Annotated in this window: 13 protein-coding genes; 7 read left to right on the top strand and 6 right to left on the bottom strand. The window is 74.0% G+C overall.

All coding sequences use genetic code 11. From position 1 onward, the window contains the following. Window positions 1–34: 34 nt before the first annotated feature. Window positions 35–1,534 carry an FG-GAP-like repeat-containing protein gene (locus GQS52_RS10705; RefSeq protein WP_182313171.1) on the top strand — a complete coding sequence of 500 codons (1,500 nt, stop codon included), beginning with the start codon at window positions 35–37 and terminating at the stop codon, window positions 1,532–1,534. A 97-nt stretch (window positions 1,535–1,631) separates the two neighbouring features. Here the strand turns inward: GQS52_RS10705 and GQS52_RS10700 are convergent, their stop codons facing one another. The 6 genes from GQS52_RS10700 to GQS52_RS10675 all read right to left on the bottom strand — a co-directional run bounded on the left by GQS52_RS10700 (window position 1,632) and on the right by GQS52_RS10675 (window position 4,431). Then, window positions 1,632–2,051, bottom strand: coding sequence for a PIN domain-containing protein (locus tag GQS52_RS10700; RefSeq protein ID WP_182313170.1), 420 nt, complete (start codon window positions 2,049–2,051; stop codon window positions 1,632–1,634). Continuing rightward, entirely contained in the window at window positions 2,048–2,320 is a 273-nt protein-coding gene (locus GQS52_RS10695; RefSeq protein WP_182313169.1) for a CopG family transcriptional regulator, read from the bottom strand. The genes GQS52_RS10700 and GQS52_RS10695 overlap by 4 nt, the downstream gene beginning before the upstream one ends. A 52-nt stretch (window positions 2,321–2,372) precedes the next feature. Further along, a complete protein-coding gene (locus GQS52_RS10690; RefSeq protein WP_182313168.1) occupies window positions 2,373–2,678 on the bottom strand; it encodes a 4a-hydroxytetrahydrobiopterin dehydratase in 306 nt (101 codons plus the stop codon). Between the two features lie 136 nt (window positions 2,679–2,814). Next, on the bottom strand, window positions 2,815–3,171 hold the full coding sequence (locus GQS52_RS10685; protein ID WP_182313167.1) for a cupin domain-containing protein: 357 nt from the start codon (window positions 3,169–3,171) through the stop codon (window positions 2,815–2,817). Between the two features lie 116 nt (window positions 3,172–3,287). Next, a complete protein-coding gene (locus GQS52_RS10680; RefSeq protein ID WP_182313166.1) occupies window positions 3,288–3,776 on the bottom strand; it encodes a hypothetical protein in 489 nt (162 codons plus the stop codon). Between the two features lie 127 nt (window positions 3,777–3,903). Then, window positions 3,904–4,431 (bottom strand): GNAT family N-acetyltransferase, encoded by a 528-nt coding sequence (locus tag GQS52_RS10675; RefSeq protein ID WP_182313165.1) that lies wholly within the window; start codon window positions 4,429–4,431, stop codon window positions 3,904–3,906. A gap of 700 nt (window positions 4,432–5,131) precedes the next feature. On the opposite strand from GQS52_RS10675, the gene GQS52_RS10670 reads away from it, so the two are divergent. From GQS52_RS10670 to GQS52_RS10645, 6 genes are all read left to right on the top strand, one after another. After that, window positions 5,132–5,890, top strand: a complete 759-nt coding sequence (locus GQS52_RS10670; RefSeq protein WP_259370699.1) for a TrmB family transcriptional regulator sugar-binding domain-containing protein — start codon at window positions 5,132–5,134, stop codon at window positions 5,888–5,890. 178 nt (window positions 5,891–6,068) lie between these two features. Further along, the gene (locus tag GQS52_RS10665) at window positions 6,069–6,782 is read left to right on the top strand and encodes a response regulator transcription factor (protein WP_182313163.1); all 714 of its coding nucleotides are present in this window, start codon (window positions 6,069–6,071) and stop codon (window positions 6,780–6,782) included. Window positions 6,783–6,980: 198 nt separating this feature from the next. Further along, complete coding sequence (locus GQS52_RS10660; RefSeq protein WP_182313162.1) at window positions 6,981–7,742, top strand: alpha/beta fold hydrolase; 762 nt, start codon at window positions 6,981–6,983, stop codon at window positions 7,740–7,742. Window positions 7,743–8,370: 628 nt separating this feature from the next. Beyond that, the gene (locus GQS52_RS10655; RefSeq protein ID WP_182313161.1) at window positions 8,371–9,333 is read left to right on the top strand and encodes an ATP-binding cassette domain-containing protein; all 963 of its coding nucleotides are present in this window, start codon (window positions 8,371–8,373) and stop codon (window positions 9,331–9,333) included. Then, the gene (locus GQS52_RS10650) at window positions 9,330–10,118 is read left to right on the top strand and encodes an ABC transporter permease (protein WP_182313160.1); all 789 of its coding nucleotides are present in this window, start codon (window positions 9,330–9,332) and stop codon (window positions 10,116–10,118) included. The genes GQS52_RS10655 and GQS52_RS10650 overlap by 4 nt, the downstream gene beginning before the upstream one ends. A gap of 120 nt (window positions 10,119–10,238) precedes the next feature. After that, window positions 10,239–19,553 carry a non-ribosomal peptide synthetase gene (locus GQS52_RS10645; RefSeq protein WP_182313159.1) on the top strand — a complete coding sequence of 3,105 codons (9,315 nt, stop codon included), beginning with the start codon at window positions 10,239–10,241 and terminating at the stop codon, window positions 19,551–19,553. Window positions 19,554–19,568: the final 15 nt, after the last annotated feature.

Below are 19,568 nucleotides of genomic sequence, written 5' to 3'. Positions count from 1 at the left end.
CCACGCCTCCGTCTTGCGTGGCCCTGGAGGAATCATGCGCAAACGCGCGCTCTGCGCAGCCGCTGTCGGTCTTGTCACCGCCCTCACCGGCGGTGTCGCACACGCGGCGGGCGGTACGCAGCCGTCCGCCGCGGCGGCCGGTGCGGCGTCCGTTTCCACGCCGGTGAAGGAGGACTTCAACGGCGACGGCTACCAGGACCTCGTCGTCACCGCCCCCGACGGCACCGTCTCCGGGCGGGCCGGGGCCGGCTACGTCGTCGTGATGTACGGCTCGGCTGCCGGGGTCGGTGCGGGCTCCCGCACGATCGTCAGCCAGAGCACCGCGGGCGTGCCGGGCGCGGCCGAGGCCGGGGACCGGTTCGGCTACAAGACGGTCGCCCGCGACCTCGACGGGGACGGGCTGACCGACCTCGCGGTGCACAGCCAGGGCGAGAGCGTCGACGCCACCGTCAGCCACGGCACGGTGACCGTGCTGTGGGGCCGTGCGGGCGGGCTCACCGGGGAGGGCGCCGCGGTCGTCCAGGCGCCCGCCGGCTCCACCGGCTGGGACGTCGGAGGGAACCTCGCCGCGGGCGACTTCAACGGGGACGGCCGCGCCGACCTGCTGATGCGGCACGGCACCGAATGGAACCTGCGTTCGGTGCTGTTCGGCCCGTTCACCCGGGCCGGAGCCCCGGCCGGCGAGCAGAAGGCCGACCTGTCCGGCGGCGAGGAGGAGAGCCTCTACGCGGTCACCGCCGGGGACATGACCGGGGACGGCATCGACGACCTCGCCACCTTCTACTCCTTCGAGGAGATGGCCAGGGGCGGCAAGTTCTGGCGCGGGACCACGTCCGGCCTGTCGACGACGTCGACCCCGCTGCCGTCCGCGGTCACCGGCGTGGTCGGCGACTTCGACAAGGACGGCAAGGGCGACCTCGCGGTCCGCCACATGCCGAACGGCGTCGTCGAGGACATCCCGTACGACGCCGGCACTGTCAAGGTCTACTACGGCACCTCGACGGGGCCCAGCACGACCCGCGTCACCACGATCACGCAGGACACCTCCGGCGTCCCGGGCGCCGGGGAGCGGGGCGACCAGTTCGGTGCCCGCCTCGACGCGGGCGACGTCAACGGCGACGGCTACGCCGACCTCGTCGCGGGCGTCCCCTTCGAGGCCCTGGGCACGAAGACCGCGGCGGGCTCGGTGGTGCTGCTCAAGGGCGGCTCCGGCGGGCTCGGCGGCGCCGGCGCGCAGGTCTTCCACCAGGACACCGCGGGCGTCCCGGGCGTCGCCGAGGCCGGCGACCGCTTCGGCGGCGCCGTGCGGCTGCTCGACGTCACCGGGGACGGCAGGGCCGAACTCGCCGCCGCCTCCGCGCACGAGAACGGCACCGGCGCGGTCTGGGTGCTGCGCGGCACCGCCACCGGCGCGACGGCCACCGGTGCGGTCGCCGTCAACCCGGCCGACCTCGGCGCCCCGTCCGCGAAGGCCCGCTTCGGCTCGGCGTTCGCCAACGAGAACAGCTCGTACCTGTACTCCGACACCCTCTGACGGGTCGTCCGCGGAACGCGGCCCGGGCCTACGGCCCGGGCCGCGGCGCCCGGCCCGTCAGGGGCGCGGCGTCCGTTCCGGCGGGCCCGCTGCGTTTTCAGACCTTGGCCACGAGGACCGTGGGCGGCAGCAGTGCTTCCAGATCACTCACGTCGGAAGTGAAGACGGTCACCTGTCCCTTCTGCTCGCGGGCCACGACTGCCAGCACCGCGTCGATGGCGTACTTGTGGCCGTGCAGGCCGGCGCCGGCGAGCAGTCGGCGGGCCCTGCGCGCTTCGTCCTTGCCGATCCCCATCACCTTGACCCGGGACAGCACCCAGTCCCACCGGCTCTCCGTGATCCGGCCGTCGTACGCCTCGACCAGGGTCATCGGGGAGGTCACGACCTCGGCGGCTCCCCGTGCTGCGGCGTCGAGCAGCGTGATCATGCGCCGATCTCCGCGTACAGCCTGCGAGAGAGCCTCGCAGTCGAGTACGAAAACCCGCAAGGGCGGGGAGCTTGCGCCCCTGCGGTTCACGCGGCGGCCTCGTTCCCGCCCGGTGTCCGTCGCCGTGCGTGTTCCGCGTCGATCTCGTCGATTTCAGCCAGAGCGGCTGCGTGCTCCTCGTCGGTGACCGGTCCGTACTCCTCCTGGAGCCAGTCGACCAGTTCCACGAGCTTGTCACGATCGTGCTTGAGCTGCAGAGCTTCGGCCACGTATGCCGAGATACCCCGTTCCGCGGCGTCGGCCCGGATTTCATCAAGCAGCTCTTCGGGGATGGTCACTGTGACTTTTCTAGTAGCCATACAAACCACCATACTCCCCATATGAAGGGCCTTGCTTCATGGTTTCGGCCGGTCAGCCGCCGGGGACGGCGCCGTACTCGGCGGCCAGGCCGGTGATGCGGCGGGCGAGGGCGGTGTCTTTGGAGGTGATCGCCCCGCCCAGGGAGTGGGTGTTCACGGCGAAGGCGACGGTGCCGTACAGGACGGTGACGCGGGCGTGGTGGTCGGCCTCGTCCTCGGCTGCGGCGACCGCCGTGTAGAACGGCGGGACCTTGTCGCGGTCGACGGTGTAGGCCGCGGTCAGCTCGTCGCCGACGACGCGCCATCCGGGCAGGTCGTGGAGGGCTTCGGCGATCTCGTCGTCGGTCAGTGGCTTCACGACGTTGTTCTCCCTTCGTTCGGGGCGGGACGGGCGGGCGGCGCCGTACGGCCCGTCACGCCGGCCCGGTGCCGCCCCGGCCACCCTGCCACTCGCCGCCGCGCCGCGCAGGTCTTCGCCGCCCCGGCCGCCCCTGTCAGGGGAGGGTGATCTGGTAGGCCTTCCGGAGGGTCTCGTGGACCGTCCAGCGGGTGCGGTCGCCCTCGCGGAGGACGGCGAGGTCGCCGGGGCCGACCTCGAGGGTGGCGCCGCCCTCGACCTCGACGGTGGCCCGCCCGGAGACGACCACGAACAGTTCGTCGGCCTCGGTGTCGGTGACCGTGCCCGGGGTGATCTGCCAGATGCCGCGGACCTGACGGCCGTCCTCGGACTCCCAGAGCACCTTCCCCGACACCTGCGGGTCGCCGGCGACGACCTGCGCCGGGTCCAGCGGCTCCGGCTCCAGTTCGGCGTCGGGCACGTGCACGGCGAAGCTCGGCGTGGGTGTGTTCATGCTGCCGACCCTAGCCACGGGGGCCGTGCCCGGGCAGTGACGGACTGTGCGGGACCGGGCGCGCAGCCTGACAGGTTGCGCGGAACGGGGGAACTGGGGAACGGGCGGGTGCGGGGTCAGACGCGGGGGTAGCGGGCGCGCAGGTCCCAGATCGCGGGGTTGTCGTCCAGGTCGGGGTGCATGTCGGTCAGGTCGGCGACCAGGTCCTGGAGGAAGTCGCGGGCCTCGCGGCGCAGCTCGGCGTGGTTGACGCTCAGCGGCGCGGTGTCGGGGAGCCAGTCGGCGCTGATCTCCACCCAGCCGAAGCGGCGCAGGAAACGCAGCCGGTCGGTGGACTCGGTGAAGTCCAGTTCGGCGGTCTGCGGCGCGGAGGCGCGGCTGCCCAGCGGGTCGGCGTCGACGCGCTCGACGATGTCGCACAGGGCCCAGGCGAAGTCGAGCACCGGCACCCATCCCCAGGCCGTGGACAGCTCCTGCTCGCCGACGGCCAGGTACACGTCGCCGCAGAACAGGTCGTACCGCAGGGCCCGGACGTCGGCCGTGCGGTAGTCGGTCTGCGGGGGGTCGGGGAACCGCAGGGAGAGGGAGTAGCCGATCTCGATCACCGGTCGATGGTGACACGGGCGACGGCGGGCACGGCACCGGGGATGAGGGGCGGGGAGCTGCGGTGCGAGGATGCTGCGGGGCGGCTGCGGCGCCGGGCGGCTGCGGGGCGGGGAGGGCCGGGCCGGGTCAGGCGGGGTGCAGGTCCTTGCGCATGACCGTGCAGGGGCGGTGGAGGCGGCGGTCCTCGCGGTGGTCGATCACCCGGTAGCCGAGGGAGCTCCAGAAGGCGAGGGCCCTGCGGTTGTCCTCCAGCACGGCGAGGCGGACGCCGCTGTGCCCCGCTGCGCGCAGCCGGTCCTCGACCAGCCCGGCCAGGGTGCGTCCGTAGCCGGTGCGCTGCTCCTGGCCGTGCACCATCAGCAGGCCGATCCAGGGGTCCGGGTCGTCCGGGTCGGGGTGCTCGGCGAGGACGGTGGCGATGCCGACCAGGCGGTGCCCCTCGCGGGCGAGCAGCACCTCGGCGGAGGGGGGCTCCAGCTCTCCGGAGAGGGAGGCGACGACCTGTTCGGGGCGGATGTCGTCGGGGTCGGGGAAGTCCCCGCTGATGCGTTGGAAGGCCGGGTCGGAGCGGTAGAGCCCGGTCAGCTCGAGCAGGAGCGGTTCCGGCAGCGCGTCCGGCGTGCCGCCCGGCACCGCGAGCGGTTCGAGGATCATGCTCCGCAGGCTAACGCCGACGGCCCGGGAGGGCGTGTTCCCGGGGTGCGGGCGCGTCCGGGCGGTACCGCCGCCGCGGGGTGTTGGGCCGATTACGGTGGATTGCCCGGTCGTGGCACCTACCGGACACCGGGCCCGCCCGCGGTGACTCACCGTCAGCGCCCGGGCGTCCCGGGTGAGGGGACCCCGGGGGAGGCGCCGGGGATTCAGGGGTGCGGATGCAGTTTGCTGCCATTTTCCGTCGGCGAAGTGACACTTCGGTGCTCCGGCGCGTGGAGGTGGGCGAGCAGGTGCCGTCGGCTTTTCTGTGTTCACGGGCAGATCGTTGACTGAGCTGCGTCGGCCGCTCTACTGTCGGTCACGGAAATGTCCCGGCTTTGCGGTTGCTTTGCCGTCGCTGAATGCCGGGACTTCCGTGCTGTGGCTGGTTAATCGACGGTAACTTCGTGGATTGCCCGGGGTGGCCGCTGCAGTTCCCTCCGCGGGGGGAGGGGACGGGACGGGGCTGACTGCTGCCTTTCGGCTGCCGGTCTCCCCGGACATCGGTGCGCAGTGATCCTGCGGTGAACACGGGGGGAACATGAGAAGTGCGGCTGCAATGGCTGAAGACCTGCCTCGAAGAGCCCCGGGACCGGCTCCGTCCGGGGTGTCCGGTCCGCCCGGCCCGGTCGCGGGGGCGGGCCGGGCGGAGGACGTGCCGGTGGGCGAGGGCGCGGACGGGGTGGAGCGTGCGCTCCTGAGGGCGCGCGCCCTGATCGAGTCGACGATGTCCCTGTGCCACCGCGGGCCGGGGCATTCCTCCGCGGTGCTGCAGACGGAGGAGCTCGCGCCCGGCCTGACCGCGGAGCACCTCGTGCGGAACGCCAGGTACTCCGTCTCCGTGTCCCTGCCGGTGGTCGCCGGCCACTCCCCGGCCTCCCCGCGGGTGCTCGACAGCCTCGAGGAGGCGATCGACAAGGGCGTGACGGTCCGCCTGCTCTGCGGTCCCCGGGTGCCGGTCGCGGAGGCGTCGTGCCTGCCGAGGCTCCGGGACGCGGCGTACCAGGTGCGGGTGGCCAACGGGGACCTGCGCAGGACGATGGTCGTCGACGGCCGGCTCGCCCTGGTCCAGCCCACGCCGGGGCCGCCCGGAAGGCTCGTGGCCCTGATCAGGGACGCCGCCTCGGTACGGGCCCTGGACCTGCTCTTCGCGGGGGCCTGGGGGAACGCCAGGCCAGTCACGGAGGGCTCGGGGATCAGCGGGCGCCTGCGTTCGGAGGCGATGCGGCACACGCTGAGGCACCTGTGTGCCGGGCACACCGACGAGGTGGCGGCGCGGGAGATCGGCATGTCGCTGCGGACCTACCGGCGCCACGTCGCCGAGATCATGAGGGAACTCGGGGCGAACTCCCGTTTTCAGGCCGGAGTCCGCGCGGTCGAATTGGGACTTTTAACCGAGGACGGGGAAAATTCGTTTTAGAGGGCAGATGAAAGTGATCCATTCTGATTTTCTGGAACCGGATTCCGAATTCGGGGGAAATCGCCTGAACGACACTTCCCGGGAGCCTGGTGACGATTTCGAGGCGGCTCTCTCCGAGGCTCTCCGACTGCTGGACGCAACGGTCGAGAAGCACCGGGAGCGCATGGCCAGGAGTTCGTTGATCACATCGGTGGACACCGATTGTCACGAGTTGTCCGAAGTGGCGGCCCGGGTCATCTCCGGGGCCAGGGAGAGCATCGACGTCATCGTCGCCGATGCCGACCCCACGGAGGCGGTGTGCAACGCCCGCCGGGCGCTGCTGTCCGTGGACGAACGGATCGGGGTGCGGCTGCTGTGCACCCGGGCCATGATCGACAGGGGGCTGACACGTGTCGAAGGAGACGACAGGGAGGGCATCGAGATCCGGGTCGCCAGGATCCCGAGGATGCAGGCGCTGATCGTCGACGGCCGCGTCGCGGTGGTCTGCGCGGGGGCCGCCGACGGCCGCCGGGCCTCCGTCATCAGGGCCGCCACCGTGATCCGGGCCCTGCACACCTACTTCGAGGGCCTGTGGCAGCACGCCACCGTGGTCGCGGGCCGCAGCAGCCTGCGGGGCCACCCCCGGCCGAAGGCGGTGCGGCAGATCCTCGCGTGCCTGCGGAGCGGCGTCACGGACGAGGTCGCCGCGCGCGAACTGTCCGTCTCGGTCCGCACCTACCGCCGCTACGTCGCCGAGATCATGACGATGCTCGGCGCGAACTCCCGCTTCCAGGCGGGGGTCCGCGCCGCGGAACTGGGGCTCCTGCCCTCCGGGCGGCAACCGCGGGACCGGGCCCCGGCCCCGGCGGTCCTGCAGTCGGCCGCAGTGCCGCCGGGACTGGCAGCTTCCTGAAACAACCGCCCCGGCCGGCGGCCGGCCGCCGGCCGGGGCGGGGTGGGACGCGGCCCGGCGCGGTGCGCGGCGCGGAGCCGGGCACGGCGCGCGGTGCGGAACACGGCCCGCGGAGCCGCTCCGCGGGCCGTGCTCCCGCGACCCTCGCGTCCCGGGCACGCCGGGGCGCGCACCGACGACAGGAGAAGAGGGACGCCCATGCCCGCCAACGACGGGAGCGTGTGGTTCCGCCGGTACGGACCCCCGGCCCGGCCGCAGGCACGACTGCTCTGCCTGCCCCACGCCGGAGGGTCGGCGAGTTTCTTCCACAGCTGGGGACACGCCTTCGGGAACGGCGTGGAGGTGATGGCGGCCCGCTACCCCGGACGGCAGGAGCGGATCGCCGAACCGTTCCTCAGGAGCATGGACGCGCTCGCGGACGCGCTCACCGGGGCCCTGCTCCCCTTCCTCGACGCCCCCCTCGCGGTGTTCGGCCACAGCATGGGCGCCTCCCTCGCCCACGAGGTGGCACTGCGGCTGGAGCAACGGCACGGGGTGCGGCTCGCCGGACTGTACGTGTCCGGCCGGAAGCCGCCCCACCTGGTCGCCCCGGACCCGGCGCGCCACGGGAGCGACGAGGCGGCGGTGGCCGAGGTCCGCCGCCTCGGCGGCACCGACGCGGCCCTCCTGGACGATCCCGAGCTGCGGGAACTGGTGCTCCCGCAGATCCGGGCGGACTTCGCGGTCGTCGACGGGTACGGCCCCCGGTCGGCCGTCCCCCTGCACTGCCCCGTCGTCGGGTACGTGGGCGGGAGCGACCCCGACGTCACCGCGGCGGACATGGAGGCCTGGGCCGGGGCCACCTCCGAGGGATTCGAGCTGCGGGTGCTGCCCGGGGACCACTTCTACCTGGTCCCGCAGCGCGACGCGCTCGTCCGCGACCTGGCCGCACGCCTGACCCGGGTGCGGCAGCACTCCTGACCCGGACGCCCGGGGCCGGGCACCACGGGCCTGGCGCGCCGGGCCGAGCACCCCGGGCCTGGCGCGCCGGGCCGGGCACCCCGGGCCTGGCGCGCCGGGCCGAGCACCCCGGGCCTGGCGCGCCGGCCCGGGGTGCGCCGTCCGGGGCGCGCCGTCCGGGTGCACGGGGCACCGCGGGCCTGCGGGAACGTCCGGGCGCGGCAACGCCGCTGCCCGCCCCCTCCCGCCCCCCTCCTGCGCTTTTCCCTCCGCTTCCTGCGGGCTTTCCGTTCGCCGGTCGTTCGCCGTGCGTTCCCGGCGGCCGGGTCGGAGGAGTCCGCTTCCTGTCACCGCGCGGCCCCGGGTTTTCTCCGGTGGCAGCAAGTTGCGGCATCCCTTGTCCCTCTCTCGCAGGGCTCGATAAAACCGGGGTGGCCCGGTTCGGCGGGGGAGATCACCGCGGACCACTAGGTGAATTGGCCGCACCGGGCGAGAGCGGGACGGGCGCGGCCGGACTCCGTGCGACGGCGTACGAACACGTACCGGCGCACCGAATTGCCGAAGGACGCCTTTACCCACTGTCGCTCACCGGCCCGGAAGCCCGTAAAGGCTTCGCGCGGGCCGGAATTCGGACGGAGGAGATGAGGACGTGGGGAACGCCATCGAGGCGGAAGGACTCCACAAGCGCTACGGGGAGCACCAGGCACTGCGCGGCGTGGACCTGGCCGTGCCCGCCGGTTCGCTCCTGGGCGTCCTGGGACCCAACGGCGCAGGGAAGACCACCACGGTCCGCGTGCTCACGACGCTGCTGGAGGCGGACTCCGGCCGGGCCGTGGTCGCCGGCCACGACGTGCGCACCCACCCCCGCGAGGTGCGCCGCCGGATCGGCCTGACCGGCCAGTACGCGGCGCTCGACGAACTGCTGACCGGCCGGGAGAACCTGCACCTGGTCGGCAGGCTCCACCGGATGGGGACCGGCGCGGCGAAGGCCGCGGCCGGCGATCTGCTGGACCGCCTGGACCTGGGCGACGCCGCGGACCGCCCGGTCAAGACCTACTCGGGCGGCATGCGCAGGCGGCTCGACCTCGCCGCCTGCCTGATCGCCGGCCCCGAGGTGCTCTTCCTCGACGAGCCCACCACCGGCCTGGACCTGACCAGCCGGCTGACGCTGTGGGACATGATCCGCGACCAGCTCGCCCAGGGCGTCACGGTGCTGATGACCACCCAGTACCTGGAGGAGGCCGACCAGTTGGCCGACCGCATCTCGGTCATCGACGGCGGGCGGGTCATCGCGGAGGGCACGCCCGACGAGCTGAAGGGCAAGGTCGGCGGGGAGCGGCTGGAGGTCACCGTCGCCGACCCCGCCGACGTGCCGGAAGCGGTCCGCGCGCTGCGGGCCGCCGCGGCGGCCGAGCCGTCGGTCGGCCAGGACGGGCGGACCGTCGGCGCGCCGCTGTCCCGCGGCATGGAGTCCGTCTCCGAGGCCGCCGCGGCACTGCACACCGCCGGGGTGCGTCCCGTCGAGTTCGCCGTCCGCAGGCCCTCGCTGGACGACGTGTTCCTCGCACTCACCGGCGGTTCGACACGAGAAGGCGGAGAACCCACGCCGTGACAGAGATCCTCAAGGACGTGCCGGTCCTCTTCGGCCGCCACATGAAGCACCTGGTGCGCATCCCGGAGAAGCTCCTCGGCGTGACGGTGATGCCCGTCGCGTACGTGGTCGTCTTCGGCATCCTGTTCGGCAGCGCGATCACGGTGCCGGGCAGCGACTACCGCGAGTACCTCATGGCCGGCATCTTCACCCAGATGATGCTGACGAACCTGGGCAACACCGCCCAGGGCGTCGCCGGCGACCTCCGCAACGGCGCGGTGGACCGCTTCCGCTCCCTGCCGATGTCCCGCTCGGCCGTCCTCCTGGCGCGCACGCTCTCCGACCTCACCCTCGCCGTCATCGCCTGCGCGACGATGGCGGTCGTCGGCCACCTCATCGGCTGGCGCACGCACGAGGGGCTCCTCCCGGCCCTCGGGGCCTTCGGGATCCTCCTGCTGCTGGGCTGGACGATGTCCTGGATCGGCGCCCTCGTCGGCCTCTCGGTGCGCAGCCCCGAGGCGGTCAACTCCATCGCCTTCATCATCGTCATGCCGCTGACCTTCCTGTCCAACGCCTTCATCCCGCTCGACGGGCTGCCGGGGTGGCTGCGCGCGGTCTGCGAGTGGAACCCGATCAGCGCCGTCGTGGCGGCGTGCCGCGAACTGTTCGGCAACACCGCGGCCGTCGGCGAGGGCGCCTTCCCGGTGCAGCACCCGGTGGCGGTCTCCCTCCTGCTCAACCTGGCGATCCTGGCCGTCGTCGTCCCGCTGGCCGTCCGCGCGTACCGGAGGGCCACCTCCCGCTGACCCGGCCGGCCCGGCCCCCGGCGCCCTTCCCGCCGCACCCACCCGCGCACGCCACACCTCCCGCACACCAGGCCCCCCGGCGCCCGCCCGCCCCGGGGAGGACCGACCGACCGAGGACGGATGACCATGACCGGTTGCCAGGCCGAGCGCCTGCCCCTGACGGCCGCGCAGTCGGGCGTCTGGCTCGCCCAGCGCCTCGACCCGGCGAACCCCGTCTTCAACATCGCCGAGTACGTCGAGATCCACGGCTCCGTCGACCCGGAGCTGTTCGCCGAGGCGCTGCGGCACACCGTCGCCGGGGCCGAGGCGCTGCGGGTGCGCGTCCGGGAGGAGGACGGCAGGCCGTACCAGGTCGTCGAGGAGCACACCGGCGAGGTGGCGCAGTACGTCGACGTCAGCGGCGAGGACGACCCCCGGGCGGCGGCCGAGGCGTGGATGAGGGCGGAGGCGGGCCGCCCGGTGGACCCCGCGGAGGGCGGGCTGTTCGCCTACGCCCTGTTCAAGGCCGCGGACGACCGCTACTTCTGGTACCAGCGGTACCACCACGTCGTCTCGGACGGCCTCAGCCTCTCCCTGCTGGGCCGGCGGGTCGCGGACGCGTACACGGCCCTGGCCGCGGGGCTGCCCTGCCCCGAGCAGGCCCCCGGCTCCCTGCGGGCCCTCGTCGAGGACGAGGCCGACTACCGGTGCTCCGAGCGGTTCACCCGGGACCGCGAGTACTGGACGACGCGGTTCGCCGACCTCCCCGAGCCCGGCAGCCTCGCCTCCCGCCGCCCCGCGCTGCCCCGGCACCTCGTCCGCCACAGCGGGAACCTTGACGCCCCGGCCCTCGACGCCCTGCGGGCGGCCGCCCGCGAGGCCGAGGTCGCCTGGCCGGCGGTCGTGGTGGCGGCGATGGGCGCCTACCTGCACCGGATGACGGGCAACCGGCACGTCGTCCTCGGCCTGCCCGTGACGGCCCGCGTCGGGGCCGCCGCCCGGAACCTCGTGGGCATGACCTCGAACGTGCTGCCGCTGCGGCTGGACGTACGGCCCGGAACCGGCGTCGCGGACCTGATGCGCCAGGCGTCGCAGGAACTCCGCCGGGCGCTGAAGCACCAGCGGTACCGCTCCGAGGACCTGCGGCGGGACCTCGGGCTCTCCGGCGACGAGCACCGCCTCGTCGGCCCGCACGTCAACATCGTCACGGTCGACTACGACCTGCGGTTCGCGGGCCACCGCACCACCGTCCACAACCTCGGCGGCGGCCCGGTCGACGACGTCTCCCTCGTGGTGGACGGCAGGGGCGCCGGCCAGGGAGCGCGGATCGACTGGGACTCCAACCCGGACCTGTACGGCGACGAAGGCGGCGACGCCCACCGGCGGCGCTTCCTCCGCCTGCTGGACGCGTTCGTCCACGCCCGCCCCGAGTCGCCGGTGAGCGCCCTGGAGATCCTCGACCCGGCCGAGCGGGAGCACATCCTCTCCGGCTTCAACGACACCGCGGCCGACGTCCCCGCCACCACCCTCCCCGCCCTGTTCGAGGCGCAGGCCGCGCGCACCCCCGACGCGGTCGCGGTGGTCCACGGGGACCGCTCCCTCACCTACGGCGAACTCAACGCGCGCGCCAACCGCCTGGCCCGCCTGCTCGTCGGACGGGGCGCCCGGCCGGAGACCTTCGTGGCCGTCTCGGTCCCCCGGTCCGACGACATGATGGTGGCCCTGCTCGCGGTGCTGAAGTCCGGCGCCGCCTACCTCCCCCTGGACCCGGAGTACCCGGCCGAGCGGCTCGGGTTCATGATCGGGGACGCCCGGCCGGCCCTGGTCGTCACCGTGTCCGACGGGCCCCTCGCCGCGCGCCCCGCACAGCCGGGAACCCCCGGCCTCCTGCTGCTCGACGACCCCCGCACGGCGGAGTCGGCGGCCGGACTGCCCGCCGGCGACCTCACCGACGCCGACCGGGCGGCGCCCCTCGAACCCCTCAACGCCGCGTACGTCATCTACACCTCCGGCTCCACCGGCCGGCCCAAGGGCGTCGTCGTCTCGCACGCGAACGCCGTCGACCACGTCACCTGGGCCGCCGAGGAGATCGGACCCGAGCGGCTGGGCCGCGTCCTGGCCTCCACCTCGCTCAACTTCGACGTCTCCGTCTTCGAGATGTTCGGCCCCCTGTGCTGCGGCGGGAGCATCGAGGTCGTCCGCGACCTGCTGGCCCTCACCGAACGCCCGGAGGGAAGCTGGACCGGCACGCTGATCAGCGCCGTGCCGTCGGCGATCGCGCAGCTGCTGGCCCACGGCGGCGTCAAGGCGTCCGCGGACATGGTCGTCCTGGCCGGCGAGGCGCTGCCGGGCAAGGTCGCCTCCGACATCCGCACCGCCGTCCCCGGCAGCCGCATCGCCAACATCTACGGCCCCACGGAAGCCACCGTCTACGCCACCGCCTGGTACGGCGACGGTGACGGCGACGGCGGTTTCGAGGGGGCCCCGCCGATCGGCAGGCCCGTCCTCAACACGCAGGCGTACGTGCTGGACGCGGGACTGCGGCCGGTGCCGGTGGGGGTCGCGGGCGAGCTGTACCTGGCGGGCGCGGGTCTGGCCCGCGGCTACCTGGACCGTGCGGGGCTGACGGCCGAGCGGTTCGTGGCGAACCCGTTCGGGGCGCCGGGCGCGCGGATGTACCGCACCGGTGACGTCGTGCGGTGGCGCGAGGACGGCGCGCTGGACTACGTCGGCCGCGCGGACGAGCAGGTGAAGATCCGCGGCTTCCGGGTCGAGCTCGGCGAGATCGAGAGCGTCCTGGCCGCGGACCCGCGGGTTGGCCAGGTGACGGTGGTCGTCCGCGAGGACCAGCCGGGCGTGAAGCAACTGGTCGCGTACGTCGTGCCGGAGGCCGACGCCCCGGCCCCGGACGCGGCCGGGCTGCGGGACCGGGTGGCCGCCGCACTGCCCGGATACATGGTGCCGGCGGCGTTCGTGGTCCTGGACGCGCTGCCGGTGTCGCCGAACGGGAAGCTGGACCGGCGGGCGCTGCCCGCGCCGGACTTCGGTGCGGCGGTGTCGGCGGGGCGGGCGCCGCGCACGGAGCGCGAGGAGCTGCTGTGCGGCCTGTTCGCGCAGGTCCTGGGGCTTCCTGCGGTGGGTGCGGAGGACAGTTTCTTCGACCTGGGCGGGGACAGCATCGTCTCCATCCAGCTGGTCAGCCGGGCGCGTCGTGAGGGGCTGGTGTTCACCCCGCGCGAGGTGTTCGAGCACCGCACCGCGGCGGGCCTGGCAGTGGTGGCGCGGGACACGGAGGCGGGGAAGGCCGCAGCCGGGAAGACGCCGGACGTGGGTGTCGGCCCGGTGGAGCCGACGCCGATCGTGCACTGGCTGCGCGAGCGCGGCGGCCCGGTGGACGGCTTCCACCAGTCGGTGGTGGTGCGCACCCCGGCCGGGGCGGACACCGGTTCCCTGTCGGCGGCGTTGCAGGCGGTGGTGGACCACCACGACGCGCTGCGGCTGCGCCTGACCCGCACCGGCCAGGACGGCACCGAGTGGGCCCTGGAGGTCCCGGCTCCGGGCACGGTGGACGCCGGGGCGTGTCTGCTGCGGGTGGACGCGGCGGGTCTGGACGGTGAGGCGTTGCGGGCCGTGGTGGCGCGCGAGGCCGAGGCGGCCCGGGATCGTCTGTCGCCGGAGTCCGGGGTGATGGTGCAGGCGGTGTGGTTCGACGCCGGTCCGCAGGCTCCGGGGCGGTTGCTGCTGGTGCTGCACCACCTGGTGGTGGACGGGGTCTCCTGGCGGATTCTGCTGCCGGACCTGGCGGCTGCCTGGGAGGCGGTGGCGGCCGGGCGTCGTCCGGAGCTGGAGCCGGTGGGCACCTCCTTCCGCCGCTGGGCCGAGCACCTGGCAGAGGCGGCGGCCGACCCGGCCCGCCTGGAGGAACTCCCGCTGTGGACGGGGATTCTGGAGCCGGGTGATCCGGTGGGTGAGGCGTGCGGGTTCGATCCGTCGCGGGACACGGCGGGTACGGTCCGGGCGGTCGAGGTGGAGCTTCCCGGGGACCTGACCGAGCCGCTGCTGACCACCGTCCCTGCCGCGTTCCACGCGGGCGTCGACGACGTCCTGCTCGCCGCCTTCGCCCTGGCGACGGCGGACTGGCGCCGACGACGGGGTGAGGGCGACGCCTCCTCGGTCCTGGTCGACCTGGAGGGCCACGGCCGCCACGACGTGGTGGAGGGCGTGGACCTGTCGCGCACGGTGGGCTGGTTCACCAGCCTGTACCCGGTGCGGCTGGACCCGGCTGTCGAGGACTGGGACGAGGTCTGGGCGGCCGGCCCGGAGGCCGGGCGGGTGCTCAAGCGGGTCAAGGAGCAGCTGCGGGCCCTCCCGGACCACGGCATCGGCTACGGACTCCTGCGCCACCTCGACGAGGAGTCGGGTGAGGTGCTGGCGGCCCTGCCCGCGCCCCGGATCGGCTTCAACTACCTGGGCCGGCTGGGTTCGGACGGTGGCGCCGAGTGGTCGGTGGACGCGGAGGCCGGTGGTTTCGGCGGCGGTGGTGACGCGGGGATGCCGTTCGCGCACGCGTTGGAGGTCAACGCGTTGACGGTGGACGGTCCGGCGGGTCCGCGGCTGCGGGCGTCGTGGGTGTGGCCGGGGGCGGTGTTCTCCGAGGAGGACGTGCGTGACCTGGCGGACACCTGGGTGCGCGCCCTGCGGGCGCTGGCCGAGCACGGCACCCGTCCCGGCGCCGGCGGCCGCACTCCCTCCGACCTCCCCTTCGTCGACCTCGGGCAGCAGGAGATCGACCTCGTCGAGCAGGCCTGCCCGGACGCCGAGGAGATCCTGCCCGTCACCCCGCTGCAGGACGGACTGCTGTTCCACGCGCTCTTCGACGAGGCGGCGCAGGACGTCTACACCGTGCAGCTGTTCTTCGAGATCCACGGCGAGCCGGACGCCGGCCGTCTGCGGGCCGCGGCCGAGGCACTGGTCCGCCGGCACGCCAACCTGCGGGCCGGGTTCCTGCACGACGTCGCGGGCCGCTCGGTCCAGGTGGTGCGGCGGGAGGTGGAGCTGCCGTGGTCGGAGTGGGACCTGTCGGGGCTGGACGCTGCTGCCCGGGATGTGGAGTTGTCGCGGGTGATGGGGGAGGAGCGGTCGCGGCGGTTCGATCTGGCGGTTGCGCCGTTGCTGCGGTGTGCGTTGGTGCGGCTGGGTGAGGGCCGGCACCGGCTGGTGGTGACCAATCACCACATTTTGTTGGACGGTTGGTCGATGCCGTTGCTGGCGCGGGAGTTGTTCGCGCTGTATGCGGCGGGTGGTGATGCTGCGGGTGCGGGGTTGCCGCGGGTGACGCCGTACCGGGAGTACCTGGGGTGGCTGGCGGGGCGGGACCGTGCGGCGGCCGAGGAGGCCTGGCGCGAGGCGCTGGCCGGGCTGGAGGAACCCACCCTCCTCGCACCGGCGGCCCCGGCCCCGGGCACGGCGACGGTCCCGGGCCGGGTGGTGTCGCGGCTCCCGCAGGAGCTGTCGGCGCGGTTGGCGGAGGTGGCGCGCGGTCGCGGGCTGACGTTGAACACGCTGGTGCAGGGTGCGTGGGGTCTGCTGCTGGGCCGGTTGACGGGCCGCGAGGACGTGGTGTTCGGGGCGACGGTCTCGGGGCGTCCGCCGGAGATCGCGGGCATCGAGTCGATGGTGGGGCTGTTCATCAACACCCTGCCGGTGCGGGTCCGCCTGCGGCCGGAGGAGTCCCTGGCGGGGCTGTTCGGCCGGGTGCAGGAACAGCAGACGCGGCTGATGGACCACCAGCACCTCGGCCTGAACGAGGTGCAGCGCCTCGCCGGTCTCGGCGAGCTCTTCGACACCCTGACGGTCTTCGAGAACTACCCCCTCGACCCCGACGCACTGGACGTCTCCGGCACCGGACTGAAGGTCGCGGAGGTGGGCGGCAGCGACGCCACGCACTACCCGCTCAGCCTGGTCGCCGTCCCCGGGGACGAACTCGAACTCCGCCTGGACCACCGCACCGACCTGTTCGACGGCGAGGCCGCCCGGCGGATCGCGGGGCGGCTCGTCCGCGTCCTGGAGGCCGTCGCGGACGACCCGGACCGGCCGGTGGCCGACGTCGAGGTGCTGGAGGAGGCCGAGCGGACGCGGCTGCTGGTGGAGTGGAACGACACCGCCCGCGACGTGCCCCGGACGACCCTGACCGGGCTGCTGGAGGCGCAGGCGGCCCGCACCCCGGAGGCGGTCGCCGTCGTCTTCGAGGACGGCGCGCTGACCTACGGCGAGCTCAACGACCGGGCGAACCGGCTCGCCCGGCTGCTGGCCGAGCGGGGCGCCGGGCCGGAGCGGTTCGTGGCGCTGGCCGTGCCGCGCTCGCTGGACCTGGTCGTCGGCCTGGTGGCCGTCCTGAAGTCGGGCGCCGCCTACCTGCCGGTCGACCCCGACTACCCGGCCGAGCGCATCGCCTTCGTCCTCGACGACGCCCGCCCCGCCCTCCTGCTGACCACCACCGCGGTGGCCGGGCGGCTGCCCGGCACCGGCGCGACCCGGCAGCTGGTCCTGGACGCCCCCGAAACCAGGGAGGCGGTCGCCTCCCGCCCCGGCCACGACCTCTCCGACGCCGACCGCGGTGCCCCGCTGCTCCCGGAGCACCCGGCGTACGTGATCTACACCTCCGGCTCCACCGGCCGGCCCAAGGGCGTCGTCGTCCCGCACGAGGGCATCGTCAACCGGCTGCTGTGGATGCAGGCCGAGTACGGGCTGGCCGGGGACGACCGGGTGCTGCAGAAGACCCCGTCCGGGTTCGACGTTTCGGTGTGGGAGTTCTTCTGGCCGCTGGCCGAGGGCGCGCGCCTGGTCGTCGCACGGCCGGAGGGGCACAAGGACCCCGCGTACCTCGCCGGCCTGATCCGCAGCGAAGGCGTCACCACGCTGCACTTCGTGCCGTCGATGCTCCAGGTCTTCCTGCTCGAGCCCGCGGCGGCCGGCTGCGACAGCCTGCGCCGCGTGATCTGCAGCGGCGAGGCGCTGCCCGCCGAGGTGCGTGAACGTTTCTTCCGGACGCTCGACGCGCCCCTGCACAACCTCTACGGGCCGACCGAGGCGTCGGTGGACGTCACGTCGTGGGAGTGCCGGGCGGACGACACCGGCCCGGTCCCGATCGGCGGCCCCGTGTGGAACACGCAGGTGTACGTGCTGGACGCGGCACTGCGGCCGGTGCCGGTGGGAGTGCCGGGCGAGCTGTACCTCGCCGGTGTCCAGCTGGCGCGCGGCTACCTCAACCGTGCCGCGCTGACGGCGGACCGCTTCGTGGCGAACCCGTTCGGGGCGCCGGGCGCGCGGATGTACCGCACCGGCGACGTCGTGCGGTGGCGCGAGGACGGCGCGCTCGACTACGTCGGCCGCGCCGACGACCAGGTGAAGATCCGCGGCCTGCGGGTCGAGCTCGGCGAGATCGAGACCGCGGTGGCGAGCCACCCGCACCTGGCACAGGTGGCGGTGGTGGTCCGCGAGGACCGGCCGGGTGTGAAGCAGCTGGTGGCGTACGTCGTGCCGGAGGCCGGGGCCCCGGCTCCGGAGGCGGCCGGGCTGCGCGAGCACGTCGCGGCCGGGCTCCCCGAGCACATGGTGCCGGCGGCGTTCGTGGTCCTGGACGCGCTGCCGGTGACGCCGAACGGGAAGCTGGACCGGCGGGCACTGCCCGCCCCCGACTTCGGCGCGGCGGCCGGGGGCCGGTCGGCGGCGAACCCGCGCGAAGAGTTGCTGTGCGGCCTGTTCGCGCAACTGCTGGGGCTGCCAGTGGTGGGTGCGGAGGACAGTTTCTTCGACCTGGGCGGGGACAGCATCGTCTCCATCCAGCTGGTGTCGCGGGCCCGCCGGGAAGGGCTGGTGTTCACCCCGCGCCAGGTGTTCGAGCACCGCACCCCCGCCGGGCTCGCCGCCGTCGCACGGGACGCGGAGGCCGCCCCGGGCCAGGGACAGCCGGACGTGGGCGTCGGCCCGGTGGAGCCGACGCCGATCGTGCACTGGCTGCGCGAGCGCGGCGGCCCGGTGGACGGCTTCCACCAGTCGGTGGTGGTGCGCACCCCGGCCGGGGCCGAGGGAGGTTCGCTGTCGGCGGCGTTGCAGGCGGTGGTGGACCACCACGACGCGCTGCGGCTGCGCCTGACCCGCACCGGCCAGGACGGCACCGAGTGGGCCCTGGAGGTGTCCGAGGCCGGGTCGGTGGACGCGCTGTCGTGCGTCACCCGGGTGGACGCCGCCGGTCTGGACGGTGAGGCGTTGCGGGCCGTGGTGGCGCGCGAGGCCGAGGCGGCCCGGGATCGTCTGTCGCCGGAGTCCGGGGTGATGGTGCAGGCGGTGTGGTTCGACGCCGGGCCGCAGACGGCCGGGCGGTTGCTGCTGGTGCTGCACCTGGTGGTGGACGGGGTCTCCTGGCGGATCCTGCTGCCGGACCTGGCGGCTGCCTGGGAGGCGGTGGCGGCCGGGCGTCGTCCGGAGCTGGAGCCGGTGGGCACCTCCTTCCGGCGCTGGTCGCAGGAGCTGGCCGCCCTGGCCCAGAACCCGGCCCGCCTGGAGGAACTCCCGCTGTGGACGGGGGTTCTGGAGCCGGGTGATCCGGTGGGTGAGGCGTGCGGGTTCGATCCGTCGCGGGACACGGCGAGCACGGCCCGGGCGGTCGAGGTGGAGGTTCCCGGAGACCTGACCGAGCCGCTGCTGACCACCGTCCCTGCCGTCTTCCACGCGGGCGTCGACGACGTCCTGCTGGCCGCCTTCGCCCTCGCCGTCACCGACTGGGGGCACCGCAAGGGCCTCCGTACCGACGGCGGTGTCCTGGTCGACCTGGAGGGTCACGGCCGCCACGACGTGGTGGAGGGCGTGGACCTGTCGCGCACGGTGGGCTGGTTCACCAGCCTGTACCCGGTGCGGCTGGACCCGCAGGTGCAGGACTGGCAGGAGGTCTGGGCCGCCGGCCCGGAGACGGGGCAGGTGCTCAAGCGCGTCAAGGAGCAGCTGCGCGCCCTTCCGGACCACGGCATCGGCTACGGACTCCTGCGGCATCTGGGCCCGCAGAGCGGACCGCTGCTCGCCGCGCTCCCCGTACCCCGGATCGGCTTCAACTACCTGGGCCGGCTGGGTTCGGACGGTGGCGCCGAGTGGTCGGTGGACGCGGAGGCCGGTGGTTTCGGCGGCGGTGGTGACGCGGGGATGCCGTTCGCGCACGCGTTGGAGGTCAACGCGTTGACGGTGGACGGTCCGGCGGGTCCGCGGCTGCGGGCGTCGTGGGTGTGGCCGGGGGCGGTGTTCTCCGAGGAGGACGTGCGCGGCCTGGCGGACACCTGGGTGCGCGCCCTGCGGGCGCTGGCCGAGCACGGCACCCGCCCCGGCGCCGGCGGTCACACCCCCTCCGACCTCGCCCTGGTCTCACTGAGCCAGGACGAGATCGACGAATTCGAAGACGAGCTGTAGGACGAGTGGAGATAC

Origin of the sequence: Streptomyces sp. SCUT-3 (assembly GCF_014083985.1) — a bacterium.
GTDB lineage: Bacteria > Actinomycetota > Actinomycetes > Streptomycetales > Streptomycetaceae > Streptomyces_H > Streptomyces_H thermolineatus.
The sequence above is the reverse complement of the archived record's forward strand: the minus strand, read 5'-3'. Positions and strand labels throughout refer to the sequence as shown.

Coding starts and splice junctions, on each gene's coding strand:
- GQS52_RS10675 (WP_182313165.1), bottom strand. CDS start 4,431: ATGATCCTCGAACCGCTCGCGGTGCCGGGCGGCACGCCGGACGCGCTG.
- GQS52_RS10685 (WP_182313167.1), bottom strand. CDS start 3,171: ATGAACACACCCACGCCGAGCTTCGCCGTGCACGTGCCCGACGCCGAA.
- GQS52_RS10695 (WP_182313169.1), bottom strand. CDS start 2,320: ATGGCTACTAGAAAAGTCACAGTGACCATCCCCGAAGAGCTGCTTGAT.
- GQS52_RS10705 (WP_182313171.1), top strand. CDS start 35: ATGCGCAAACGCGCGCTCTGCGCAGCCGCTGTCGGTCTTGTCACCGCC.
- GQS52_RS10660 (WP_182313162.1), top strand. CDS start 6,981: ATGCCCGCCAACGACGGGAGCGTGTGGTTCCGCCGGTACGGACCCCCG.
- GQS52_RS10645 (WP_182313159.1), top strand. CDS start 10,239: ATGACCATGACCGGTTGCCAGGCCGAGCGCCTGCCCCTGACGGCCGCG.